Origin of the sequence: Paenibacillus sp. JNUCC-31, from assembly GCF_014844075.1 — a bacterium.
In the GTDB taxonomy this organism is placed as follows: Bacteria; Bacillota; Bacilli; order Paenibacillales; family Paenibacillaceae; genus Paenibacillus.
In genome coordinates this window covers 39,787-63,344 of record NZ_CP062165.1, presented here as the reverse complement: position 1 = coordinate 63,344, position 23,558 = coordinate 39,787, and the positions used below count along the sequence as shown (strand labels likewise).

General features: G+C 41.2%; 18 protein-coding genes and 1 pseudogene. 18 read left to right on the top strand and 1 reads right to left on the bottom strand.

Translation table 11 applies throughout. From position 1 onward, the window contains the following. Positions 1 to 3 precede the first annotated feature (3 nt). From JNUCC31_RS00205 to JNUCC31_RS00180, 6 genes and pseudogenes are all read left to right on the top strand, one after another. Complete coding sequence (locus JNUCC31_RS00205; RefSeq protein WP_192267504.1) at positions 4 to 861, top strand: DegV family protein; 858 nt, start codon at positions 4 to 6, stop codon at positions 859 to 861. Positions 862 to 965: 104 nt separating this feature from the next. Next, positions 966 to 1,575, top strand: a pseudogene (locus tag JNUCC31_RS00200) (GNAT family N-acetyltransferase). 418 nt (positions 1,576 to 1,993) lie between these two features. Then, complete coding sequence (locus JNUCC31_RS00195; RefSeq protein WP_192267503.1) at positions 1,994 to 2,986, top strand: ROK family protein; 993 nt, start codon at positions 1,994 to 1,996, stop codon at positions 2,984 to 2,986. Between the two features lie 10 nt (positions 2,987 to 2,996). Beyond that, positions 2,997 to 4,226, top strand: a complete 1,230-nt coding sequence (locus JNUCC31_RS00190; RefSeq protein ID WP_192267502.1) for an MFS transporter — start codon at positions 2,997 to 2,999, stop codon at positions 4,224 to 4,226. Between the two features lies 1 nt (position 4,227). Beyond that, positions 4,228 to 4,788 (top strand): sugar O-acetyltransferase, encoded by a 561-nt coding sequence (locus tag JNUCC31_RS00185; RefSeq protein ID WP_192267501.1) that lies wholly within the window; start codon positions 4,228 to 4,230, stop codon positions 4,786 to 4,788. 350 nt (positions 4,789 to 5,138) lie between these two features. Next, positions 5,139 to 6,701, top strand: coding sequence for a glycoside hydrolase family 32 protein (locus tag JNUCC31_RS00180; RefSeq protein WP_228469378.1), 1,563 nt, complete (start codon positions 5,139 to 5,141; stop codon positions 6,699 to 6,701). A 220-nt stretch (positions 6,702 to 6,921) separates the two neighbouring features. On the opposite strand, the gene JNUCC31_RS00175 is transcribed toward JNUCC31_RS00180, so the two are convergent. Continuing rightward, positions 6,922 to 7,482, bottom strand: a complete 561-nt coding sequence (locus tag JNUCC31_RS00175; RefSeq protein ID WP_192267500.1) for a TetR/AcrR family transcriptional regulator — start codon at positions 7,480 to 7,482, stop codon at positions 6,922 to 6,924. Between the two features lie 269 nt (positions 7,483 to 7,751). Between JNUCC31_RS00175 and JNUCC31_RS00170 the strand changes: the two genes are divergently transcribed. From JNUCC31_RS00170 to JNUCC31_RS00115, 12 genes are all read left to right on the top strand, one after another. After that, the gene (locus JNUCC31_RS00170) at positions 7,752 to 8,000 is read left to right on the top strand and encodes a ferredoxin (RefSeq protein WP_192267499.1); all 249 of its coding nucleotides are present in this window, start codon (positions 7,752 to 7,754) and stop codon (positions 7,998 to 8,000) included. A gap of 115 nt (positions 8,001 to 8,115) precedes the next feature. After that, entirely contained in the window at positions 8,116 to 9,348 is a 1,233-nt protein-coding gene (locus tag JNUCC31_RS00165) for a cytochrome P450 (protein ID WP_192267498.1), read from the top strand. Between the two features lie 406 nt (positions 9,349 to 9,754). Then, positions 9,755 to 10,513 (top strand): SDR family oxidoreductase, encoded by a 759-nt coding sequence (locus tag JNUCC31_RS00160; RefSeq protein WP_192267497.1) that lies wholly within the window; start codon positions 9,755 to 9,757, stop codon positions 10,511 to 10,513. Positions 10,514 to 10,789: 276 nt separating this feature from the next. Continuing rightward, the gene (locus JNUCC31_RS00155) at positions 10,790 to 11,740 is read left to right on the top strand and encodes an ABC transporter permease (RefSeq protein WP_192267496.1); all 951 of its coding nucleotides are present in this window, start codon (positions 10,790 to 10,792) and stop codon (positions 11,738 to 11,740) included. A gap of 12 nt (positions 11,741 to 11,752) precedes the next feature. After that, positions 11,753 to 12,628, top strand: coding sequence for a carbohydrate ABC transporter permease (locus JNUCC31_RS00150; RefSeq protein WP_192267495.1), 876 nt, complete (start codon positions 11,753 to 11,755; stop codon positions 12,626 to 12,628). Between the two features lie 118 nt (positions 12,629 to 12,746). Then, the gene (locus JNUCC31_RS00145) at positions 12,747 to 14,453 is read left to right on the top strand and encodes a type 2 periplasmic-binding domain-containing protein (RefSeq protein WP_192267494.1); all 1,707 of its coding nucleotides are present in this window, start codon (positions 12,747 to 12,749) and stop codon (positions 14,451 to 14,453) included. Between the two features lie 193 nt (positions 14,454 to 14,646). After that, positions 14,647 to 15,708, top strand: a complete 1,062-nt coding sequence (locus tag JNUCC31_RS00140; protein ID WP_228469376.1) for a glycoside hydrolase family 5 protein — start codon at positions 14,647 to 14,649, stop codon at positions 15,706 to 15,708. A 717-nt stretch (positions 15,709 to 16,425) separates the two neighbouring features. Then, positions 16,426 to 17,778, top strand: coding sequence for an ABC transporter substrate-binding protein (locus JNUCC31_RS00135; RefSeq protein ID WP_192267492.1), 1,353 nt, complete (start codon positions 16,426 to 16,428; stop codon positions 17,776 to 17,778). A 98-nt stretch (positions 17,779 to 17,876) separates the two neighbouring features. After that, entirely contained in the window at positions 17,877 to 18,767 is an 891-nt protein-coding gene (locus tag JNUCC31_RS00130) for a carbohydrate ABC transporter permease (RefSeq protein WP_192267491.1), read from the top strand. A gap of 11 nt (positions 18,768 to 18,778) precedes the next feature. Beyond that, the gene (locus tag JNUCC31_RS00125; protein ID WP_192267490.1) at positions 18,779 to 19,603 is read left to right on the top strand and encodes a carbohydrate ABC transporter permease; all 825 of its coding nucleotides are present in this window, start codon (positions 18,779 to 18,781) and stop codon (positions 19,601 to 19,603) included. Between the two features lie 154 nt (positions 19,604 to 19,757). After that, entirely contained in the window at positions 19,758 to 21,536 is a 1,779-nt protein-coding gene (locus JNUCC31_RS00120) for a sensor histidine kinase (protein WP_228469374.1), read from the top strand. 32 nt (positions 21,537 to 21,568) lie between these two features. Continuing rightward, entirely contained in the window at positions 21,569 to 23,152 is a 1,584-nt protein-coding gene (locus JNUCC31_RS00115) for a response regulator (RefSeq protein ID WP_192267488.1), read from the top strand. Positions 23,153 to 23,558 lie beyond the last annotated feature (406 nt).

The following is a 23,558-nucleotide window of genomic DNA, read 5'->3' as shown; positions in this document are numbered from 1 at the left end:
ATTATGAAAGTAGACCATGCTATAAAATTAGTAGTCGACAGCACATCAGATTTACCGAGTGATTGGATTAAACAATACAACATAAGTGTTGTCCCACTTTACGTTACAATGGGACGTCAGACTTATAAAGATAATTTGGAAATAACTCCAGCTGAGCTATATCGTCGCACCGAGGAAGAAGGGGGCATCCCGAAAACAGCAGCTCCATCCCCCTCCGATTTTTATCGAGTCTTTAATGAAGAGATCCTAGCCGGTAAAAATATTTTATATATCAGCATGTCATCTAAAGTATCTTCTACCAATCATAATGCCCATATAGCTGCTAGAGAACTTCCGACCGGACGTGTTCATATCATTGACTCACTGCATCTATCAGCAAGTTATGCGATGTTAGTAATTCGTGCTGCACGTGCGATTGAAATGGGTCGGACTATTGTGGAAGTGGCTGCGGATATAGAGAATGTGAGAGAGAAGGTTAAGATAGAAGTACTGGTGGATAGGCTCGATTATCTACATAAAGGAGGTCGCGTAAATAGTATACAACATCTTATTGCTAATGTACTGAGAGTGCGCCCAATTTTAAACATTCTTGATGGGGAGGTGCGTTCTGTACAAAAATATCGTGGCAGAATGGAAAAAGCTTTGGAGGGTACGATAGAGAAAATTATGAGTCAGAAGAATCAGATCTGTCCAAACATTTTGATTATCGCTCAAACGCTTGCGGAGAAAATGACTGATATGGTTCAAGCTCGTTTGTTAGAGCATAAACATTTTAAGGAAGTGGTTGTGATTGAGGGCGGTTGTGTGATTGGTTCACACACAGGCCCGAACTCGATTGCAATCAGTTACTTGATGTTGTGAAGCAATGCAGGACATTGACTGGTATATCCGTAATATAAAATTGAGACTGGAAGTATCCCTCTTTCCTTGAGTAATAAAACCAATCGACAGGAGTCTTGATCAAGATGACAAATATTTCAATTGTAAAAGCTCATTCGCAGTCATTAGTTGGAGCTAAACTTAATTTAATGGCGGTTGGCAATATGGCTTATACCCTTGCGGGTTCAAGTAAACAAGGCATCCTAGATTCTACATTTAGAAGACTATGGCAGTATAAGAACAATCGCTTCAGTCATGAATATGCTTTTGAGGCAAAAATGGGGGATAAAACTTTAGGAATGATTACGTGTTTACCAATTACCATTTTGGAGCGATTGGCTAGTCCTACAGCAAAACAACTATTTTCTTACAGAAAACTGGGATTAATCGCTTACAATCTTCTACACCCACTTGCACTATTTTCCACTCTAACCCTGAAAGAAGGGTTTGAAGAGGAGTATCATATTGCTACACTTGCGACAATGCCTGAGAGTAAGAGGGTTGGGAATCGGATCGCTACTCATTCAGCATGCGGAAGAGCAGGCGATTAAGCAAGGGTATACCCTAAGTTCTCTAACTGTTAAAAAAGAAAACCATCTCGCCGCAAAATTATACGCTAAACTTGGATATGAAATCTCATCTGAAATAAATAAACCCTCTGTGTCGCTGTACAGAATGGTCAAAAAACTTAAATAATTGACGATTTCCATCCTCCGAATAGTATGATAATGAGCATGTACTCTTCTTAAGGCATAAATACATTTAGATCGAGAGTCGCTTTAATAGCGACTTTTTGTTATTTGTAAGGGTAAATATATTTATTTTCGTTACATTTGCGGCATCGTATACTCTATTGGGCGATATACGATGCCGATTTATCTCAGTTACCGATTCGGAATCACATAATATTAAGCCACTATGCTACAAAATAAAACTATACCCTGTTTATGTTAAATCGCTGAACACGAGAAATATCTAATTACTTTAACTTTAGGGTGGACATCTAGATCAAAACCATATAAAGTATGACTTATTATAAGTCTTATAAAAATAAAAAAGGAGTGAAGGTACCATACATAATTCAATTACAAATAATACAGTGCGAGTCAAAAAAATGAACCAAGAGATGGTACGGCAGGCTCTTAAAACAATGAAACAGGGTACAAAGTCCATGGTTGCTGCAACTACAGGTTTAAGTATAGCGACCTGCGGTAACCTTCTAAATGAGTTACTGGACACCGGCGAGCTGTTGGAGTTGGGGATGGAGGAATCAAGCGGCGGCCGGCCGGCAAGATTGTATCGTTTTAATGAGAACTTTTCTTATGTTGCCTGCATTATCATCAGAGCTGGTGTGAAGATTCATTCTCTCACTTATACTATTGCTAACCTGGCAGGAGAGACGATCAGTGAAGGATATCAGGAAAACAATCGAATCGACTCAACAGTGATCGACAAACTGGTTGATCAGCTCATAGATCTTTTCCCCCAGATCCGAGCTGTTGGTATTGGGGTGCCGGGTGCTGTTAATCAGGGGATCATAAATACCAGTGATATCCAGGAACTTATTAATGTTCCGCTAGCAGCCTCCATTCAAGAAAATCATGAGGTTGAGGTCATCGTGGAGAACGACATGAATCTGACCGTGTATGGATTCTACCAGAAGCAGGGATATGATGAAGAAAAGTCAGTTGCGGTTGCGACTTTTATTGAAGGTTGTTTGCCAGGAGCAGGCATGATGGTGGGCGGACATATCCACAGAGGCATTACTTGCTTTGCAGGAGAGATTGCCTTCTTACCATTTGGCATGTCTCATGATGAGCTGTACCGCCAGTTGCATGATCGGACAACTTTTCATTATTTGTCCGGTCATGCCGTAGCTAGCTTGATTGCAATAATGAACCCAGAGACTATTGCTCTGACGGGGAGCTTGGTAGACTCCTCTGATTTAGATCTCATTCGTCAGGAATGTCTGAAGTATATTCCGGAGATGCATATACCGAAGCTTACGCTGCTCGAACATCCGGATGAGGACTACATGTACGGATTGATTACAATGACACTGGAAAGCTTGTCCTATTCGTTAAAACTGGTAGAGAAGCGGAGGTGAAGCAAAACTCATGAAAACTGTTTACCAACAGAATCCCCGAACGGTACGCAACATCTTGTTTCTGCTGTTTGCCTTACCGGGGCTGTCCTTTGCTTCTTGGGTTTCCCGTACGCCTGCCATTAGGGATTTGCTGCAAGTCTCAACTGCAGAGATGGGTATCATTATATTTGCGATCGCAGTAGGATCCCTTATTGGTCTACTTACGGCAGGTTCAGTAATCGCACGAAAAGGCGCGCGCCATGTCATACTGGTCAGCACTTTAATGATTGTCATTGGATTTGTGACTATCGGAATTGGTGCAGCGTTGACAATGATGAGTATCGTTATGATGGGGCTGATCATTTTTGGCTGTGGTTATGGTGCAGCAGAGGTCGCGCTGAATGTAGAAGGTTCTGCTGTTGAAAAGGCATTGAATCGTACACTTTTACCAGCCTTTCATGGCTTTTTTAGTGTAGGGACACTCATTGGAGCGGCTCTGGGAGTCGGAGCTGTAGCTATCCATCTTCCGATCATGGTTCATTTCTCGATTCTCGCTCTGTTGATGGCTGTCGCTGTTATATATTTCTTTCGTCATCTACCAGAGGAAACTGGAAAGGAACAGGTAGAAGGTGTTGCTCATAAAAGATCGGCTGCTAAGCAACAGCTAGAGGTATTCAAAGAGAAGAGAATTATCTTAATTGGGATTATGGTTCTGGGAATGGCATTTGCGGAAGGTTCTGCAAATGACTGGTTGCCACTGATCATGGTAGATGGTTACGGGGTCAATTCACTGACCGGTTCATTAGTGTATGGCGTATTTGTTGCAGCAATGACTCTGGGACGTTTTTCAGGAGGATGGGTTTTAGATCGTTATGGAAGGGTGCGAGTCTTATCGGGGTGTGCTATTGCGGCGATCCTGGGATTGATGCTTGTAATCTGGGGTCAACACTATTTCGTCGCTTCGGTAGGTGTCTTTTTTTGGGGACTTGGAGCTTCACTTGGTTTTCCGGTAGGATTATCCGCAGCGGGGGATGAACCTCAAGGTGCTGCTGCGAAAGTTGGAGCTGTTGCGACTGTGGGCTACATCGCATCTCTGGTCGGTCCGCCTGCGCTAGGCTTCTTGGGAGAGCATTTTGGATTACTAAATGCTTTGATTGTTGTCCTCATTGGCATAGTCATCTCGGCTTCTTTGACAAGATCGGCTAGACCTTTACAAATTCAAAATACTTCACTTCAAATTGACAGAGGAAAGGGTAATTAACATGAAAACAGAAAAACAAAAAATGATAGATGGCGAACTATATATGGCTTGGGACGAAGAACTTACACGTGATCGAGCTTATGCTAGAAAGATGACGCGTATATACAATCAATCTACCGAATTGGATGATGAACTACGAGTTAAAATACTTAAAAAACTGCTTGGTTCGACAGGGGATAATCTGGGTATGGAGCCAAATATTCGGTTTGACTATGGCTACAATATACATGTCGGTGAAAACTTTTATGTGAACTTTGATTGTACTATTCTTGATGTTTGTGAGGTGCGAATAGGCTCTAATTGTATGTTCGGACCCGGTGTCCACATATATACAGCAACTCATCCCATAGACCCAAATGAACGGAATAAGGGGCCAGAATACGGAAAACCAGTGACGATTGGCAATAATGTATGGATCGGCGGACGCGCTGTAATTAATCCAGGGGTAACAATCGGTCATAATGTGGTTATTGCATCAGGAGCCGTTGTGACAAAGGATGTTCCAGACAATACGATTGTTGGCGGTAATCCAGCAAAAGTGATTAAAGAGATTGACGTATAATATTTTTGACTTGCATGAGCTAGTAGAAATGGATTATCGTGATTTGAAATATAATCCATGGGTAAACAGAAGAAGATCTATGATAAAAAAAATTATATTTGATTTGGGAAATGTATTGTTAAATTAGGACCCAGAGTAGTATTTAAAGTTAAAGAATATTGATCCTAATAAGGTTATGGAAGTATATAATGAGATGTTCCAAGTAAAGGAATGGAGTCTACTCATAGAGGGTTAATAAAGGAAGAATAAGCTAAAGATCTTATCATAAAATGAGCAAAAACTCATTCTGCTGCCGACATATCACAGGCGGACAGTCTTCTTGCTTTTATTATCTAATGGGAGAGAAGAATATGAACTATACAGAGAAGTACCGTCCCCAGTTTCACTACACGCCTGAGAAAAACTGGATGAACGATCCGAATGGAATGGCCTACTACGAAGGTGAGTACCATCTATTCTATCAGTATACCCCTTTTTCAAACCAACCAAATTTTGAAAAAATGCATTGGGGGCATGCAGTAAGCTCGGATCTTGTACATTGGGAGGAGCTTCCTCCTGCCTTGTCGCCAGGTGAAGACGGAGCTATCTTTTCAGGTAGTGCCGTAGTCGACAAGCAAAATACCAGTGGTTTTTTTGATGAGGAAGGTTCCGGACTTGTGGCAATCTATACGAACAACGGTAACACGGCCACTCCTGATAAACCGCAGGTTCAAAGCATTGCCTACAGTAAAGACAAGGGACGAACTTGGACAAAGTACTTGGGTAACCCGGTCTTGTTCCCAGATACAACGCTTGATTTTCGAGATCCAAAAGTATTCTGGCATGTTGAGACATCTAAGTGGATCATGTCGCTAGCTGTAAATGACCGTGTGGAATTCTACACATCTCCAAATTTGAAGGAATGGATGTTTGCTAGTGATTTCGGAGAAGACGTGATTGGCACGCATCGCGGTATTTACGAATGTCCGGACCTGTTTTCAATGGATGTCGACGGAGATCCAAATAAGAAAAAATGGGTGCTTATACTCAGTGTCGGCGATTGTAATGGCGTGAACCCAAACGATCCAGAACCACCAGCAGGCGGATCTGGCATGATGTATTTTGTCGGCACCTTCGACGGTAGGACATTTACACCAGACAAACCCATCCATTCGATTCATGATCTGAAGTGGATTGATTTTGGATCCGACTTCTATGCAGCTGTCACTTGGGATAATACGACGGAAATAGACGGTCGGAGGCTGTGGATCGGTTGGATGAACAACTGGCGGTATGCGGATTTGCTCCCGACCAACAAGTGGCGGGGAAGTACGTCGATTCCACGTGAGCTGAAGCTGAAGACGTATCAAGAAGGTATTCGTCTCGTGCAAGAACCGGTGGAAGAGTTGAGCGGGATTCGCTCGCCGCTCGCGACTTTGGAAAATGTGACAATCACACCTGATACGAATCCGCTTACGGACATCACCGTCGATAAAGCGGAATTGATTGCGGACTTCGAAATTGGAACCGCAACAGAGTTCGGATTTAAGGTTAGAACGTCTGCGGACGAAGAGACTATTATTGGATACAATATTGCTATGAAGAAGTTGTTTGTTGATCGAACTAACTCAGGTAAAACAGATTTCCATCCAGATTTTGCGGCTAAGCACGAAGCGCCACTCGAGCCGGACGATAACCGTGTTCGTCTATTAATCTATGTAGATTGGTCAACGATCGAAGTTTTCGGTGGCGATGGTACTGCGGTTATTTCCGACACTATATTTCCCACTCCCGGAAGCGACGGTCTTAATCTTTATACGGTTGGCGGTAACGTGAAGCTAGTGTCGCTTCAAATCAATGAGCTGCAAAGCATATGGCTGCCGAATGACAAAGTCAAGGAGAACATACATGCACATCAGGATAGGCTCGTTTAGTTCGGTCGCTATCTGAAATAATTACTTTTTATCATAATCAAGGAATGGAAAGGGACTTGTCGTATGACAAGTCTTTCTTCCGTTATGAAAAATGTGGTAAAGAAAACTTTAATGAACTCTTACATATGACGACAGTTCCTCCGTAAAAGCATTGTAATCGGTCTTAAAACCCATAATTTAACACTAAATATTTTTTTGTTGAAGTATAAATGTTGATAAATTATTCCAAGGATATCTTTTTATTAATCATTTGGTAATAATATTTGTCCAATTGCTTTAAAGAAACTTCTCCGTCCTGATGACTCCACCATAAGATAAGGGAACTAATCACCCCTGAGTGAAATTCTGCCAACAGTTCAATTGGTATAGTATAGTTTTTACCTCTTTTTTTTAATTCCAAAAAGTCCTCTTTTATTAGATCTTTCAAATACTTACTCGAAAAGTTATAGAACATTTTATCATCTTTCTGATTTAATAATATTTTTTCAATTAAACTACCGTCTGACATTATAAATAAGCTTTGAAGTGGCTTTTTTAACCTTTCCTCTGCACTCATCTGCAAATATCCCTTCATGAGCTGTGCTAGTGTGAATGACAATAGGCTAAATTTGTCAGTAAAATGTTTATAGAAGGTTGTACGATGTACCATAGCTTGTTCACATATTTGGTTTACAGTAATAGAAGTAAAAGTACTTTCTTTCAGACAATGAATAAGTGCCATTGATAGTAATTTAAGTGTTCTCCTAACTCTTAAATCAATAGTTTCTTCAGTAATTTTCATCTACAATTTCTCCTTCTTGTTGTTTAACTATATAAACTAATAAGATTGATTCTTACATCAGTTAATCTACGGATGTATATTATTTATTATACAGATTTAACATTTGTCTGGAAGTGAAATAGGGAAATAAAGGTTGGTGAGTTGATTGTGAAGTGGAGAATGAACTAAGAGTAATGAAGTTTTTTCTGAATCAGTTTATGGTTGAAGCTTGTGTGCTCAGAAACGTGCATGGTTCTTATAATCATCAATAAAAGGTGAGGAGATTAAAGATGCCTAAATACACCATCGTAGATAAAGAAACTTGTATTGCATGTGGAGCTTGTGGAGCAGTAGCTCCAGAGATTTATGATTATGATGAAGAAGGTATAGCGTTTGTCGCTCTAGACTTAAATCAGGGCACAGTGAATGTGCCAGATACATTAGAAGATGAGCTTAGGGATGCTTTTGAAGGGTGTCCGACAGATTCTATAAAAATTGCTGATGAAGCATTCGATGGAGACCCTTATAAATTTAAATGAAAATGAGTGCCACTGGAACACAGAAACTCATGAGATTATTCGGTTATTGGAGGTTGAAGTACACGGTCATCAAAGAAAAGTTAACCTAAACATTTTGAAGGAGGATTTGATTAATATGAATCAAGAAGTCATTCCAGTTAAAGAAATTCCTGGTTTTCAAACGCGAGCTGAGGAATTTTTTCCTATCGATTGGTATAAGGAAATGCTCTATAATCATCCGGTTTACTTCCATGAAAAAACAAAAACATGGAATGTCTTCAAGTATGAATACGTTAAGCAGGTTTTAAGCAATTATGAAGTCTTTTCAAGTGAAGGACCGAGAACAACTATTTTTGTCGGAAACAATTACAAACAAGACAAATCTTTGTCTATTACAAGTCTAACAACTATTGATCCTCCCCAGCATAAGAAGAGTCGCTCTTTGTTGGCAGCAGCTTTTACTCCTCGCAGCTTGAAAAATTGGGAACCTCGTATTGAACAAATTGCACTTGAACTTATAGAAGAAATGCAAGAAAACGCAACTGTTGATATTATTGAAGCCCTAGCATCCCCTTTGCCCAGTATAGTTATTTCCGATTTATTTGGAGTACCAATACAAGATAGGCATCAATTCAAGAAGTGGGTAGACATCCTTTTCCAACCTTACGATAAAGAGAGGTTGGATGACATTGAACTACAAAAAGAACATGCTGCAAAAGAATATTTCCAATATCTATACCCCATTGTCCTTCAAAAACGTTCGAATCCAACAGATGACATTATCTCAGATCTGATTCGAGTTGAAGTAGAGGGGGAAAAATTTACTGATCAAGAGATTGTGCAGGCAACAATGCTGCTTTTAGGTGCGGGTGTCGAAACAACCAGTCATGCCTTAGCCAATACTTTCTATTCCCTACTCTATGATAATGACTCATTATATGGAGAACTAAGGAGTAATCCAGAATTAGTCCCAAATGCCGTCGAAGAAATGCTCCGATATCGTTTTCAAATTTCAAAAATGCATCGGACTGTTAAAAAAGATAATACATTATTAGGTACTGCGGTAAAAAAAGGAGATGTAGTCATTGCGTGGATGAGTGCATCCAATATGGATGAAACTATGTTCGATGATCCCTTCTCTGTTAACATTCATCGTGTAAACAATAAAAAGCATATGACTTTTGGAAATGGTCCACATTTCTGTTTAGGTGCCCCTCTTGCAAGATTAGAAATGAAGATTGCATTAGAGGTATTTTTAAAAAAGTTTTCTCGCATTAAACCTGTAGACGGGTTTGAATTAGAAGAAAATTTAACTTCTTCAGCTCCAGGACAATCTTTAACTCATCTACCTATGCAGGTTTATAAGTAAGGTAAGCCGAGGATGGTAATTACTGCGAATGTAAATCAACATCCACACTACATCGATGCCAGAAATACCAATGAAGCCACGAAACTGTTACGTTAAGGATCGTCACTGATGCAATGGATATTTTGAAAATCAAGCGATCCCTAATGTTTAGATTGCACTATCAAAGTTAATTATGCGTTATTTCGATGGAAATTAAGTGCTTCTATAATAAAAAAGAAAAAACAACTCAAGAGGATCGGGGGGCAAAATTCGAGGCAAAGGGACAAGCGGTATATACAGTGAAGAATTCTCGCCAGAAAAGTGTTACTAAGATGCTGGAACCGTTGTTCCAAGTTGGTTACGATTTTTCTATATATGCGTGTCACTAAGTTAAATTACTTTTATCATATGAATGGAGGTATCTGGGATGAAGCTTTCTGGAAAGGTAGCGGTTGTGACCGGAGCAGCATCGGGTATGGGAAAAGCGATTGCAGAACTTTTTGCAGCAGAAGGGGCTAAAGTAGTTGTGTCGGATTTGAGTTTGGAAAATGCACAGAAAGTCGTCATGGATATTGAGTCAAAAGGTGGCGATGCAATCGCGGTCTTTGCTAACATTGCGGCCGAGGATGACGTTCAGGTACTGATCGACAAAACGATTGAACGTTACGGAACAGTCGACATTCTGGTGAATAACGCTGGTATAATGGACAACTTTGTCCCTGCGGGAGAGGTTACGGACGTGTTATGGGAGAAAGTTTTTGCAGTCAACGCAACAGGCCCCATGCGAACGATACGTAAAGTGCTACCAATCTTCACAGAGAAGAAAGCAGGCGTTATTGTCAACATTGCCTCAGCGGGCGGCTTATTTGGCTCTCGTGCCGGAGCGGCATATACGGCGTCCAAACATGCAGTTATCGGGCTGACGAAGAACGTTGGCTTTCAATATGCGAAGCTTGGTATCCGTTGTAATGCTGTCGCGCCTGGCGGTGTTAAGACAAATATTGCTGCGACTCTCACAGAAGTTAGTCCGTTCGGGGCGGAACGTGCGCAAATCGGAATGGATATTAATCCTGGGATAGGAGAACCGGAAGACATCGCGAAAGTAGCGTTGTTTTTAGCCTCCGACGAATCGAGCTTTGTTAACGGCACAACGATTACAGCAGATGCCGGATGGACGGCTTATTAACGGTCTATCTACCTTAAAAGACTGCTTCCTTAACGAGGGAAGCAGTCTTTTTTTAGTTTGTGAAAAAAAAGAAATAGTAAGTTCATTATTATGATTCACATAGTTAGTCAGTATATTCTTTCAATACAGGTAATTAATAGAGCGTTTACAATTCGGATGATAACCATTGTATTGAAACTTTACAATGAGATATTCATCTTTGTAATTCACTATATCGTGCCTATATGCTCAACTTTATAATAAGGACATGTCAAGAATTCATTACAGGAGGAGCATATGGAGACAGCAACTACAATCGAAAATGGTGTGGGCTTACGAACCAAGAAAACAAAAATCGTCCGAAGAAGCGACAGTTGGCAACTATATTTGATGCTGCTGCCAGCGGTCATGCTAGTGTTTATTTTTGTTTACATTCCAATGGGCGGTATTGTGATGGCTTTTCAGGAGTACGAACCTTACTTGGGAATCATGAAATCCGAATGGGTGGGTTTGGATCAATTTAAATTTCTGTTTGAGTATCCTGATAGTGTGCAAGTAATTTGGAATACGTTAAGAATTTCTGTGCTCAAATTAGTTTTTAGTATCATCACAACACTTGGATTTGCAATGCTACTCAATGAAGTGAGAAATAAGTTCACTCGCAATGCAGTTCAGACCTTTGTTTTTCTACCCCATTTTCTGTCTTGGGTAGTTCTTGGAGGGGTATTCATCGAACTTCTCAATCCTGATCACGGGTTGATAAATCAGTTCATTGTTTTCTTGGGCTTTGAGCCTATCTTCTTCTTAGGAGATAACAACTGGTTTCTAGCTACTGTCATTAGTACGGATGTATGGAAAGAGTTCGGGTATGGATCGATAATCTTCCTAGCGGCATTAGCAGGCATTAATCCCGCCTTATATGAAGCCGCTCAACTGGATGGAGCCGGTAAGTTGAAACAAATGCTTCATATAACTTTACCTTCTCTTATTCCAACCATTTGTGTTGTACTTATTCTGTCATTAAGTCAAGTGTTAAGTGCTGGTTTTGACCAAATATTTAATCTTTACAATCCACTTGTTTATGAAAAAGGCGATATTATCGATACATTTGTATATCGTGTCGGTCTGATCGGAGGAAATTACAGCTTTGGAACAGCTATCGGTTTATTCAAATCCATAGTTGGACTCATCTTGATCATCGGTGGATACCGATTAGCTTATAAAGTGGCCGGATACAGAATCTTCTAGGGAGTGAGGCATATGAATACCATTTCAGGTTCAGAACGTTGGTTTAACAGATTTAATAATAGTCTCATGATTTTTCTAGCAGCAGTTTGCCTGTTCCCCTTGCTCCATGTATTCGCGATATCATTTAGTTCGAGCTCGGCTGTCGCCTCAAATGATGTAACATTTTGGCCAATTGGGTGGAATTTAAATTCTTACTCGAAAGTACTGAGTAATCCCAATTTGATTAGTTCCGTAGGACTCTCCTTGCAACGCACGGGCTTGAGCTTAATTTTAGGTCTCTTGGTGAACTGTTCGGCTGCATATGTCATGTCGAAAGAAGGAGGAAGAAACGGAATAGCGGGATATAAATTTTTTGTTGGATTTTTTGTAGTATCGATGCTATTTAATGGGGGTATGATTCCTACTTATCTGTGGGTAACAAAGCTTGGCCTTTATAACACCGTCTGGGCGCTCGTTTTGCCAACGTTAGTGAATACTTTCTATCTCATTCTCATTATGAATTTCTTCAAAGCATTACCAAAGGAACTGGAAGAAGCTGCCTTTATGGATGGGGCTAATCACTGGAAGGTGTTTACTAAGTTGTTCTTGCCATTATCACTTCCTGTGCTGGCTACAGTAGGGATGTTCATGATCGTAATGGATTGGAATGAATGGTTAATGGGCCAGATTTATATGAAATCCGATAACGTGCCACTAAGTACATTTCTTAAGGCGGCCCTTTCAGAACCGATCATTGACGCTAGTAATGCAGAAGAGGCTGCTAAATACAATCCACGTTCGTTAAATGCTGCACAAGTCTTGATCGGAGCTCTTCCCATATTGATAATTTATCCGCTTCTCCAGAAATTTTTCACACAAGGTATTGTCATTGGTGCAGTAAAAGAGTAATTCAAACCTAATAGAATTTAGAATGATTTCTTAAGATACAAGTTACTAGAATAACATATCTCCTTTCATTCTGAAACTAATCATTGTAATAAGTCTATTAAAAATTAGGGGGTTCTAAATGAGAAAGAAAATGCGAGTAATTCCATCTGTCGTTGTGACTGCTGTTCTTTTTAATTTGCTACTGGGTTGTAGTACTGGAAACAATTCAAACAAAGCAATAAATGAAAATAGTGAAATTAAAACAAAAATTAATATTGTTAATGGAAAAATTGATCCACCTGTTACGCTAAATATAATCCGGGGCGAGGATCAGACCATGCTGTTCAAGAACGGAGAAACGATCGATAACAATATTCACTACCGCTGGGCTAAAGAGGCCTTGGGGGTAGATATTAAAACCTTATGGACAGCGCCCACGACTGGCGATGGTTATGATACTAAGCTTAAACTCTTGTTATCATCAGGAGAACGTTTGCCAGATGTTTTCGTCGCCAATAGTGCTGATACAATCAATACGTACTTAAAATCAGGCAAAGTACTGAATGCAGGCGAAGCTTTTGAGAAATATGCATCTCCCACTTACAAAGCAGCGATGAATGAAGTACCTTCGGCATGGCTACCCTTCACGAAAGATGGACAGAAGCTTGCTTTACCCATTATCAATGAAAATTTCGGGTCACAATCGGTGATGTGGATTCGCCAAGATTGGTTGGATAAGCTTAAATTGAAAGCGCCTACAACTATTGAAGAACTGGAAATTGTTATGGACGCGTTTACCAATCAGGATCCGGACGGAAACGGGAAAAAAGATACGATTGCCTTGGACTATGTTACTAACGGAACGGAAATGCTTGGTTCCCCCATCGGTGACACTTCCTGGATTTTTGGAATGTTTGGAGCAATTCCGGAGAGATGGTATCCAGGAGAGGACGGCAAGCTGCAGTATGGTTCCATTCAACCGGGGATCAAGAAAGCACTGGAAAAAATGAGAGAGTGGAAATCGAAGGGGTATCTACCGAGCGATATCGCACTCCATAATTTCAATACCATCGTACAAAATGTCGCTGCGGCGAAAGTCGGGATCGTTGGTGGCCAATATTGGCTCATGGGTTATCCTGGTTCCATGATGCTACAAGCTGACCCGAATGCTGAATTCCGACCCTATCCACTTCCTGAGGGGATCGATGGGAAAAACATGCGCACAATCGGCAATGACTATGAGGGTGCAATCTTAATCAGTAAGGATATTTCGGAGGAATCTCTCCAAGCGCTCTTCCACTATATGAACACGTTATATTCTATCTACGATAAACCGGATTTATCCTTGTTCAAAGGGTTTCAAGAAGGCTACGATTATACCATTCAAGACGGTAAAGTGACAACAAAGACGGAGGATATTCCGGGTGGATATATATCTACGACAAAATATTTACTTCCCGGTAGGCCCGTTTACCAATCTAAAATGAAAGAGATTAGAATGAAGTTTATCGAAGGAAAAAAAGAAACTGCTGAGGATCTCGCCGTTATGTTTACTGCTGGAATAAGTGGCATGGAAAGTCCTTTAGACAAATATAATTACGACGCATTAAGGGTAGTTTCAGAACAACTTTCTGCAGACGTGCCACAATATTACCAAGGTCCGGCGACCCGAGTGATGATTTCAAGGAACGAATTGCTTAGTAAAATGCAAATGGACACATATACCAAAATTATTTATGGGGAAGAAAACCTGAATGCTTTTGATTCCTTCGTAGAAAAGTGGAAATCCTCCGGTGGGGAAGAAATTACGGAAGAAGTCAACGAATGGTACGAATCCATTAAGTGAAATCAAGGAGGTTCCATCCGGCAGCGGAGACCTTTCAGTTGAGAATTAGTAAAACGACCGTTTGAGAGCGGTCGTTTTACTGAAATTCATCAAAATTATGAAGGCTTTTCATTCTATTTAAAAAGTGAGGTTACCTAAAATGAAAAAAGTAAAGGGCGTTAACCTAGGAAATTGGTTAGTCTTAGAGAAGTGGATGAATCCGATAATGTTCGAGGGAACGCATTGCGAGGACGAGGCTTGGCTTTGCAGAACGCTACCCAAGGAATTGAAGCTCGACCGTTATAAGCAGCATCGAAACACGTTTATTACCGAGCGAGACTTTGCCTACATAGCCAACAAAGGATTGAACGCGATCAGAATTCCAATACCTCATTTCATTTTTGGTGATGTTGAGCCATTTGTCGGGTGTATCGAATATCTCGACAAAGCATTTGATTGGGCGGAGAGACATGGTCTCCAAATTTTGATCGATCTGCATACAGCGCCTGGAAGCCAAAATGGTTTTGATAACGGTGGACTCTGCGGTGTATGTAAGTGGAGTCAGGATCCTGCAGGGGTTGAATTTGTCTTAAACGTATTGGAACGTCTTGCACAACGATATGCGAATCGGGTGGGGTTATGGGGAATTGAAATCCTTAATGAACCTATCAACGCAGAGCTATGGGCCCAGATTCAAAATCACTACATTGCTGTTGATAAGGAAGAAGCGAAAGGTTCAGGTCCAGTGACAAGCGAGTTCTTAAGAGACTTCTACGTTGATGCGTACTGGAGAATGAGAAAGCATCTTCCAGAAGAGAAGGTCATCGTATTCCATGACGGATTTCGGCTTCATGAATGGAAGAACTTTATGCAGGAATCCAAATTCGTAAACGTTGTGCTTGATACACACATGTATCTGAGAATGGCTGCTTATACCGGAATAGCAACAAATGTGGATGAATTTGTGGCCTACATTGAAAACAACTTTGCGAAGGACGTTGCAGAGATGCAAGCCTATTTTCCGGTGATCGTAGGTGAATGGTGCCTGTCCACTATTGAGAAAAACTTTAAGGGCTTTAGCTCAGAAGAGCAAAAAACCATTCAGCAGAAGCTCGCTAAGGCATTCCTCGATGCTTGGGAGAATGGACAAGGCTGGTTTTATTGGAGCTATAAGCAGTTGCATGATACAAGTCACGGATCCGAGTGGGAAGGTTGGGACTCTTGGGATTGGGGCAAATGCGTTGAGTTGGGCTGGATGCCGGGTAATTATGCATAAAACCGCCCCAAAGGATTCATTTGATCAAACGGCCGAGGAAGAAAATAAGAATTGATGCATAAGAACTTTTGGTTGCCATTCTTTTTGGTTTATACCTAAAATTATACCATTGTAGGGAACGATAAGTTATTGTGTAAAACGGGGGCCCACAACTATGTGCACACATGGATAACAAGTCCCCTTCCCCCCCGAATAGATTCCATTCCTGTGATAATGATTCGCTAACAGGTTGTTCTTCTAGTCAATGCACTTCCCATTTCGGTTCCAGCTTTTCCGGGTCCAATTGTGAAGTATCTTGTATGTTAAGTTACATCATCACTTCCTTCATCACTTCCTTCATTAGAATGCCTCCAAGCTCATTTCAATTGCCATCATTCATCTTCACTTCTACTGTATAGCTCACTTTTGTTGCCGACGCCAAAACTCCCCTCAAGTATATCGAACAACGAAAGCGTTATATGAGATGGATCGGATGTTCGATGCTTTATAATCTCGGAACGAAAGATGCGTGACTGTCTCATGTAAATATGCTACATCAGCATCTTGTAGCCCAGTGAATAGAGTGATCATATATCAATATAATGTCGTGATTATCTCAGAATCGACTTATCCAAACTTTCCTATACGTTTCTCTACTGATTTAAGATGTTAACCTTTGTTAGACTGTAAAAGAATCAAGAATAAGTGATTCCACAATGAATTAGGGGGGATTGACAGATGCATAAACAAAAAAAGTGGGCCCGAAACTTCTTTTTAACGGCGATCGTGCTAACAACCTTAATGGCTCTTACCGCATGCAACAGCAAAAACAACGATGGGAGCGGTACGAATGAGAATCTGTCGACGACGTCGGAAACCGGTAAAAAGCCCGTGACACTCCGCTTTCTCTCGAATTTGCCTGACCGTAAGACCGGTCAAGGTCTTGCCGAACAAACTGTAATCGACAATTTCGAGAAAGACAACCCGGACATCGAGATAGACCTCGAGGCGTTGGCTACTGATCCTTTCGGCAACAAATTAAAGATTTATATGGCCTCTAATGAACCAATTGATGTGTCCATGGTTCAAAGCGGAGCTACTCTGAATACGCTGGTGCAAGCCGGCTACATCAGGGAACTCGATCAGCAAGATTACGACAATGATACGTACAGCTTCTTCCCGGGCGTGTTAAAGAATTTTATATTCGACGGGAAATTATACGGGTTGCCGCGGAACAGCGACTACGAGGTCATTTATTACAATAAAAAATTGTTTGCTGACTATGGCGTAAAGGTGCCTACGACATTTGCGGAGCTCCGTGACACAGCCAATGCGTTCCGTGCCAAAGGAATTATTCCAATGTCCACAAATGGCAAAGAACTTTGGACATTCGCCGAAATGTACCAAAATATTGCACAACGTTACAGCGGTGACCAAAACCTTATTCTAGAGGCCATAGACAAGAAGATCAAACTAGAGGATGACGACAGTTTTCTAAAGGCTGCACAGTTTATGGCTGAGCTACGCGATAATAAGATGTTCCAAGACGGTTATATGGCAGCAGATTATGGTGCGTCCAAAAACCTGTTTACCCAAGAAAGAGCAGCGATGTGGTACATGGGTTCTTGGGAATCGGGGATGGCGTCCGATAATCAGCTTTCACAAGAGTTCCGGGATAACTTGGGTGTTCTTAAGTTTCCAACGGTTGAAGGAGGTAAGGGTAAAGACTCGGATCTTCTTTCCTGGAACGGTGGAGGGTATGCGATTATTAGCAAGTCCAAGCATCCAGAAGAGGCAAAGAAATTCTTCGATTACATGATGCGCGCTGACCAATGGGCGAAAGCCGCGTGGGAAACTGGAGGGGCAGTTCCTGCTCAAAAGTATGAATTGACTGGAGAGGAAACGGATGTTCAGAAGCAACTTACGGACGTGCTGGTAAACGCGACTTCGACGGCAGGTGCTTCAGCGATCGATTATGGAACAGCTAAATTCAAAGATGAGTATACAAAACAATTCGGCATGTTCTTCTCCTCCAGCATGAAGCCGGAAGAACTTGTGGTTGAGCTGCAAAAAACGATCGATAACCAATAAAGCGGTATGATTTAAAGACAGAAGAAGAAAAGGGCAGGAAGACAGTATTCAATATATTCTTGCTCTTATTTCTTCTATAGAATGGAGCGTTCTTCATCATGGAGAAAGTATTTGGAAACAAATTGGCAATTTTTATTTTTGTCTTTCCTGGTATTCTACTGTTCGTTCTTACTTTTTTGGCTCCGATTGCTCTAAGCGGGTACTATTCATTGACGAATACTCTCGGGCCAGGAACGACAATTAATATGGTCGGACTGCAAAACTATATAGATCTCCTTTTTCACGATAAACAATTCTGGCATTCTCTGCGGAATGCTCTATTGCTAGGCGGAGGTTTAATCATTGTACAGCATCCGATTTGCATTCTCTTTGCGATCCTGCTTGACCAAGTTGGCGGCAAGGCCGAGAAGCTTTTAAGGACGATCTTTTTCATTCCGTGCCTTATTTCGGTTGTAGTCTTATCAAAAATGTGGGTTTCCCTGCTTGATCCGAACTTCGGCATTCTGAACAAACTGTTGGACATGATTGGACTTGACTTTCTTATGCGTGCGTGGCTAGGAGACCAAAGCACGGCGCTCGGCTCCATATTATTTATATTGATTTGGTCTGGTTTTGGCTGGGGATTGTTGTTTTATTATGCAGGCGTGAAGGGAATACCCGAGGACCTGTACGAGGCTGCCAAATTGGACGGGGCTGCTGGATTTAAGCTGCATTCACGCATTACGCTCCCCCTTTTGGCTCCGGTTATCTCCGTTCAAGTAACACTGGCGATCATCTCTGCTTTGAAGACGATGGACATGGTGTTTCTGACGACAAGGGGTGGCCCAGGTGATTCAACGCAGTTTTTAGGCGTCTACTTGTATGAGAAGGCGTTTACTTCCAACCAATTCGGATACGCAAACGCGATATCAATTCTATTTATTATCATTTGCTTAATTGCTACATATCTCAGCAATAAGTTGATACGCAGCGAAACGCTGGAAGGATAGGGGATCATAACATGAAAGCGAGAGCAAAGTTTGGGATTTGGGTGTTTTTATCCATCATTGCATTACTTCAGTTGTTTCCATTAATATGGCTCATCAATAATTCGTTCAATACTAGTGCTGATTTTTATTCAGAACACATTCTAAAGTGGCCGTTGGATCCGCAATGGCAAAATTATGTCAACGCTTGGGTAGACGGTAACATGCTGAAATATATGTTCAATAGCGTGTTTGTCACGAGTGTTACGATCGTGCTGACGGTCATCTTATCGCTTACGCTTAGCTATGCGTTCACGCGAATGCAGTGGAAAATGCGTTCGTTTTTCTTTACAATCATATTGTTAGGGATCATGATTCCGATTCACGCAACGTTGCTTCCGAATTTTGTAATATTTAAATGGCTGGGGCTAACCGACTCATATCTTGGACTGATTCTTCCTTATACAGCCGTTTCTGTTCCGTTCAATATGTTCATACTCACGGGATTCTTGCGAAGTATCCCTAAGGAGATGGAAGAGTCCGCGGTGATTGATGGATCCGGTATTTATCGGATCGTGTTTGGAATTATCGCGCCGTTGACAAAGCCCGCTATTGTGACAGTGATCATTACCACATTCCTGAACTGTTGGAACGAGTTCATTATGGCCTCAACATTTATTAGTAATGAAGCTTTAAAAACGCTTCCATTTTCGGTAATGAACTTCACAGGTGTATATAGTTCCGATTACGGCTCCCAGTTTGCTGTTATGGTGCTCACCACCATACCCGCAATTGTTATCTACGCATTTTTTAACGATCAAATCACAAAAGGGGTAATGGAAGGGGCCGTAAAAGGCTAAACTATGTCCTCAACCCCCATAAACAGAGTCTTTTACTCATTGATTACAAAAGACTCTGTTCTACTCCTTCCAGCATATAACGACACATGCTATGGAAATGCTAATCTTGAAATTTTAGAGGCGAGGACAAACCGTGCGCACTTATTTCATGAATATGAGACTGAAAAATAAAATTGTGATTGTCCTCCTTTTGTTTTGCACTGCCGTGACGCTCATGTTCGGGTATTTCTCATTTATCACTTCCAAGACACAGATTATCAATAAAGTCAGTGCCTCGAATTTATCTGTTGTGAACGTCATTGACAACAATTTGACCGGGATGCAAAAAAACATTTCGGATTGGGTGACGGTGTTTACTCTATCATCTACGATTCAAAACCGTTTGCAAAACCAACCTGCTAGTACGGATAAATTGGAAACGGAGCTTTACTCTGGTCCTATGGCATCCATTATGGATCAAATGCTGGCGACCGGGAATTTAGATTATTTGGCTCTTTACGGCACGAAAAGCGAACCATTGTACCAGATTGCCACGGACGGTAGTTACGGTTCTGGCAGTTTAAACGAGATTTGGCATACGGATATTTATAAACAAACTATGGCACTGGGCGGAGCATCGTACTGGTTTCCTTTAGACGACGAGGACGATCCTTTTATTGTGAACAACCAGAAGGATAAAATCGGAATGACTCGGATCATTCGGAGCGTATATACCGGAAAGCAAATCGGGTTTGCTTTTGTCGGTGTGAATAAAGAGACGATTCGCAAGCAGTATCTGAAAAATCTCTACGATCAAGAGCGTGGCATTGTCATTCTTGACAGTCTGGGGAACACTATTGTGGAGGCGGGCAAGGCGTTTTACTCCATAAGCGATCCTAACTTTTCCATTTATAGAGGAAAAACAAATATTAAACAAGGGTCCCAAATCGTTTATTCATCACAAGACGACATGCTTGTCTCCTACAGCGAAATGGACAACGGCTGGCGGATTCTATACGCTATTCCCCTTAAGTCGCTTATTAAAGAGTTGAATGCCATTAAATTATTTGTGCTCTTGATCATCGGACTTGCTTTTGTGGTTTCCATTCCATTAATGTCTGCATTGAGCTGGACGATCACGGCTCCGGTCGGGAACCTCTTGAAATCGATGAAACGATTTCAAAACGGATGCTTCCACGAGAGAGTTGAAGTTAAATACAATGATGAAATCGGCCAACTAAGCCGCGGATATAATGAAATGGTAGGCAATATTAAGTCGCTCGTTGACGATGCTTACATTTTAAAGCTGAAAGAACAAGAAGCAGAGTTAAAAGCCCTGCAGTCTCAAATCAATCCGCATTTTCTCTATAACATGCTCGATACGATTTATTGGGAAGCCGCATATGCAGGACAGGATCGAATCAGCGAAATGGTGGTAAATCTATCCAGATTATTCCGGTTAAGCCTAAACCAGGGGAAAAGTTTTACTAGCATGGCTAAAGAGAAAGAACTGATTACGCTCTATCTCACTCTTCAGCAAATGAGGTTTAAGGATAGGCTGCGTTATTCGATAGACATTCCTGATGAATTGGAACATTTCGTCCTTTTGAAATTAAGCTTGCAACCGTTTATTGAAAATGCATTGATTCATGGAATCGAACGAAAACGCGAAGGTGGGCAGATTAGTATCCGTGGGGAGTTGGACGGTGGTTATCTAAAAATCATCATTGAGGATAACGGGGTTGGCATGGATGCCGAAACTGTCAAGCAAATTACAGAGGTCACTACGGACAATGATATTTCTTTATCCGATGACACTAGCGGATATGGCATCCAGAATGTGATCCAACGTTTAAGATATTATTATAAGGAAAACTATCGGCTCAAGTACACTAGCGAGCCTGGGACCGGGACGCAGGTCGAATTAACGATTCCAGTCGGGAAGAGCGTATAGGTACAGGGGGGTGGTCAATCATAATTAATCTAATGATCGTCGATGACGAAGAACGAGCCATAACGGGTATTAAGTCCCTAATAGACTGGGATCAACATGGAGTATCTATCAATGCAGAAGCCCGTGATGGGGTGGAAGCTCTTGAGATCCTCAAAACACACCCTGTCGATATTTTGTTAACGGATATACGCATGCCAGAAATGGATGGTCTTACACTTATTTCCATAGTTAACGAGAAGTACCCTCATATCAAATCCATTATTATGAGCGGATATGACGAGTTCTCCTATGCAACAAAAGCGCTCACACTCGGAGCTAGCGATTATCTCATTAAGCCAAGCCGGGTCAAAGAGATCCTTGACACGATATTAAAGTTAATAGAAAAAATCAAAAGCGAGCAAAAGCAGATTCATCACCTAGAATATTTGAAGCAGGGCTTCCGTGAAAGCCTACCCCTTTTACGCGAAAAAACACTAAGAAACCTCGTGATCGGTAATGAATGCCCTTATGAAAAATTGGTGGAGAATTTAAAACTTTGCGGAATCCTTTTCCCTCACTCCCACTTTTTTGTCATGGTTATTCAAATCGATACATTAATAGAGCTATATCAAACCTACAACTCTTATGATATCGAACTATTAAAATACGGGTTGAAGAACCTAGGCGAGGATACGATAGCTGAAGATTTCCTTTGTGCTGCGTTCGAATACGAAGATGATATCGTCATCGTCATGAATTCGAGATTCAAGAGTGATGCGGTAGAATTACTCCCCGTTTCACAGCGAATTAAAGCTAACGCATCTGCTTTTTTGAGGCTCAGTGTTTCAATTGGAATAGGAGTACCGGGAGAGCAGATCCATCATTTGAAAACATCACACATGACAGCCATGGATGCGCTGGATTCGACCTACTATAGAGGTAAGGGAAGAATCGTTTATTCTTCGACAAGTACTGAAAAGAACGTCGATATTACCGCTTATCCTATCGATTTAGAGAGAACGTTGCTTCAAGCTGTCCTGTCTGGAAATCCGGAGACCATAAGGGAGAAATTGTTACTCTTTCAAAAGACGTTAAACGAGGAACGCACCTCTAGGGATATAGCCATGAAGTTTACCTTTTCACTCTTTTTTGCGCTTTATCGCTTAGGAGTCGAAAAAGATATTGATGTAAGCACCATTTTCGGGGAAGATCTGCAAGTCATGGCTCAAAAGCTAGCCAAAACTTATTTGGATGAGATATATAGGGAAATGGTCGAGATTGCTGAAAAGATTTCAGAAGAGCTGGATCACAAGAAACAATCGAATAAATTATTCCAAAGGATTTTGGAATTCATTCGAAATAACTTCAATAAGGATCTTAATCGCGAAACGGTTGCAAAAGAGGTATTTATCACACCAGGTTATTTAAGCCTCTTATTCAAGCAGCAATTAAAAATAAGTTTTTTAAGCTACTTGCATAATGTACGGATTGAACAAGCAGCTATCCTCTTGAAAGACCCAGGTAAGCGTATTGGCGATATTGCGGTGGAAGTCGGATATAATGACGAAAAGTACTTCTTTCAGGTGTTTAAAAAATATACTGGAATGACACCCAATCAGTATCGAAACCTATTGTGATCTTGACCTATGTGTGCTTCTGTTCTCCGTATATGCAGGTTAGAAATTCGTTATTTTTTGTTTGATATGCGCTATATCTAAAGAATTTATTCCATCCTTATAATAAGTAGAATGAGAGTTCGCTGCTGATCAGCTCTCTTAAAAGTTGAAATATAATTGGAGGAGAGTATCTCAATGAATGTGAATAAGAGCAAGTACGATTGGGAAAACCCCTATATCCAACAGATCAATAGAGAACCGATGCATTCGGCATAGGGCGCTTACGCCTCCGAGGAACAGGCATTCATGCGGGAGCGCTACAAATCTCCGAATGTGGTGTTGCTCGACGGCACATGGACCTTTCATTTGGCATCTAGCCCGCATGATGTTCCGATCGGATTCTTTGAAGCAAGCTTCAAACCTGATG

Coding starts and splice junctions, on each gene's coding strand:
- JNUCC31_RS00185 (WP_192267501.1), top strand. CDS start 4,228: ATGAAAACAGAAAAACAAAAAATGATAGATGGCGAACTATATATGGCT.
- JNUCC31_RS00140 (WP_228469376.1), top strand. CDS start 14,647: ATGAATCCGATAATGTTCGAGGGAACGCATTGCGAGGACGAGGCTTGG.
- JNUCC31_RS00115 (WP_192267488.1), top strand. CDS start 21,569: ATGATCGTCGATGACGAAGAACGAGCCATAACGGGTATTAAGTCCCTA.
- JNUCC31_RS00205 (WP_192267504.1), top strand. CDS start 4: ATGAAAGTAGACCATGCTATAAAATTAGTAGTCGACAGCACATCAGAT.
- JNUCC31_RS00130 (WP_192267491.1), top strand. CDS start 17,877: ATGGAGAAAGTATTTGGAAACAAATTGGCAATTTTTATTTTTGTCTTT.
- JNUCC31_RS00120 (WP_228469374.1), top strand. CDS start 19,758: ATGAGACTGAAAAATAAAATTGTGATTGTCCTCCTTTTGTTTTGCACT.
- JNUCC31_RS00190 (WP_192267502.1), top strand. CDS start 2,997: ATGAAAACTGTTTACCAACAGAATCCCCGAACGGTACGCAACATCTTG.
- JNUCC31_RS00175 (WP_192267500.1), bottom strand. CDS start 7,482: ATGAAAATTACTGAAGAAACTATTGATTTAAGAGTTAGGAGAACACTT.
- JNUCC31_RS00150 (WP_192267495.1), top strand. CDS start 11,753: ATGAATACCATTTCAGGTTCAGAACGTTGGTTTAACAGATTTAATAAT.
- JNUCC31_RS00195 (WP_192267503.1), top strand. CDS start 1,994: ATGAACCAAGAGATGGTACGGCAGGCTCTTAAAACAATGAAACAGGGT.
- JNUCC31_RS00125 (WP_192267490.1), top strand. CDS start 18,779: ATGAAAGCGAGAGCAAAGTTTGGGATTTGGGTGTTTTTATCCATCATT.
- JNUCC31_RS00165 (WP_192267498.1), top strand. CDS start 8,116: ATGAATCAAGAAGTCATTCCAGTTAAAGAAATTCCTGGTTTTCAAACG.
- JNUCC31_RS00160 (WP_192267497.1), top strand. CDS start 9,755: ATGAAGCTTTCTGGAAAGGTAGCGGTTGTGACCGGAGCAGCATCGGGT.
- JNUCC31_RS00170 (WP_192267499.1), top strand. CDS start 7,752: ATGCCTAAATACACCATCGTAGATAAAGAAACTTGTATTGCATGTGGA.
- JNUCC31_RS00135 (WP_192267492.1), top strand. CDS start 16,426: ATGCATAAACAAAAAAAGTGGGCCCGAAACTTCTTTTTAACGGCGATC.
- JNUCC31_RS00145 (WP_192267494.1), top strand. CDS start 12,747: ATGAGAAAGAAAATGCGAGTAATTCCATCTGTCGTTGTGACTGCTGTT.
- JNUCC31_RS00180 (WP_228469378.1), top strand. CDS start 5,139: ATGAACTATACAGAGAAGTACCGTCCCCAGTTTCACTACACGCCTGAG.
- JNUCC31_RS00155 (WP_192267496.1), top strand. CDS start 10,790: ATGGAGACAGCAACTACAATCGAAAATGGTGTGGGCTTACGAACCAAG.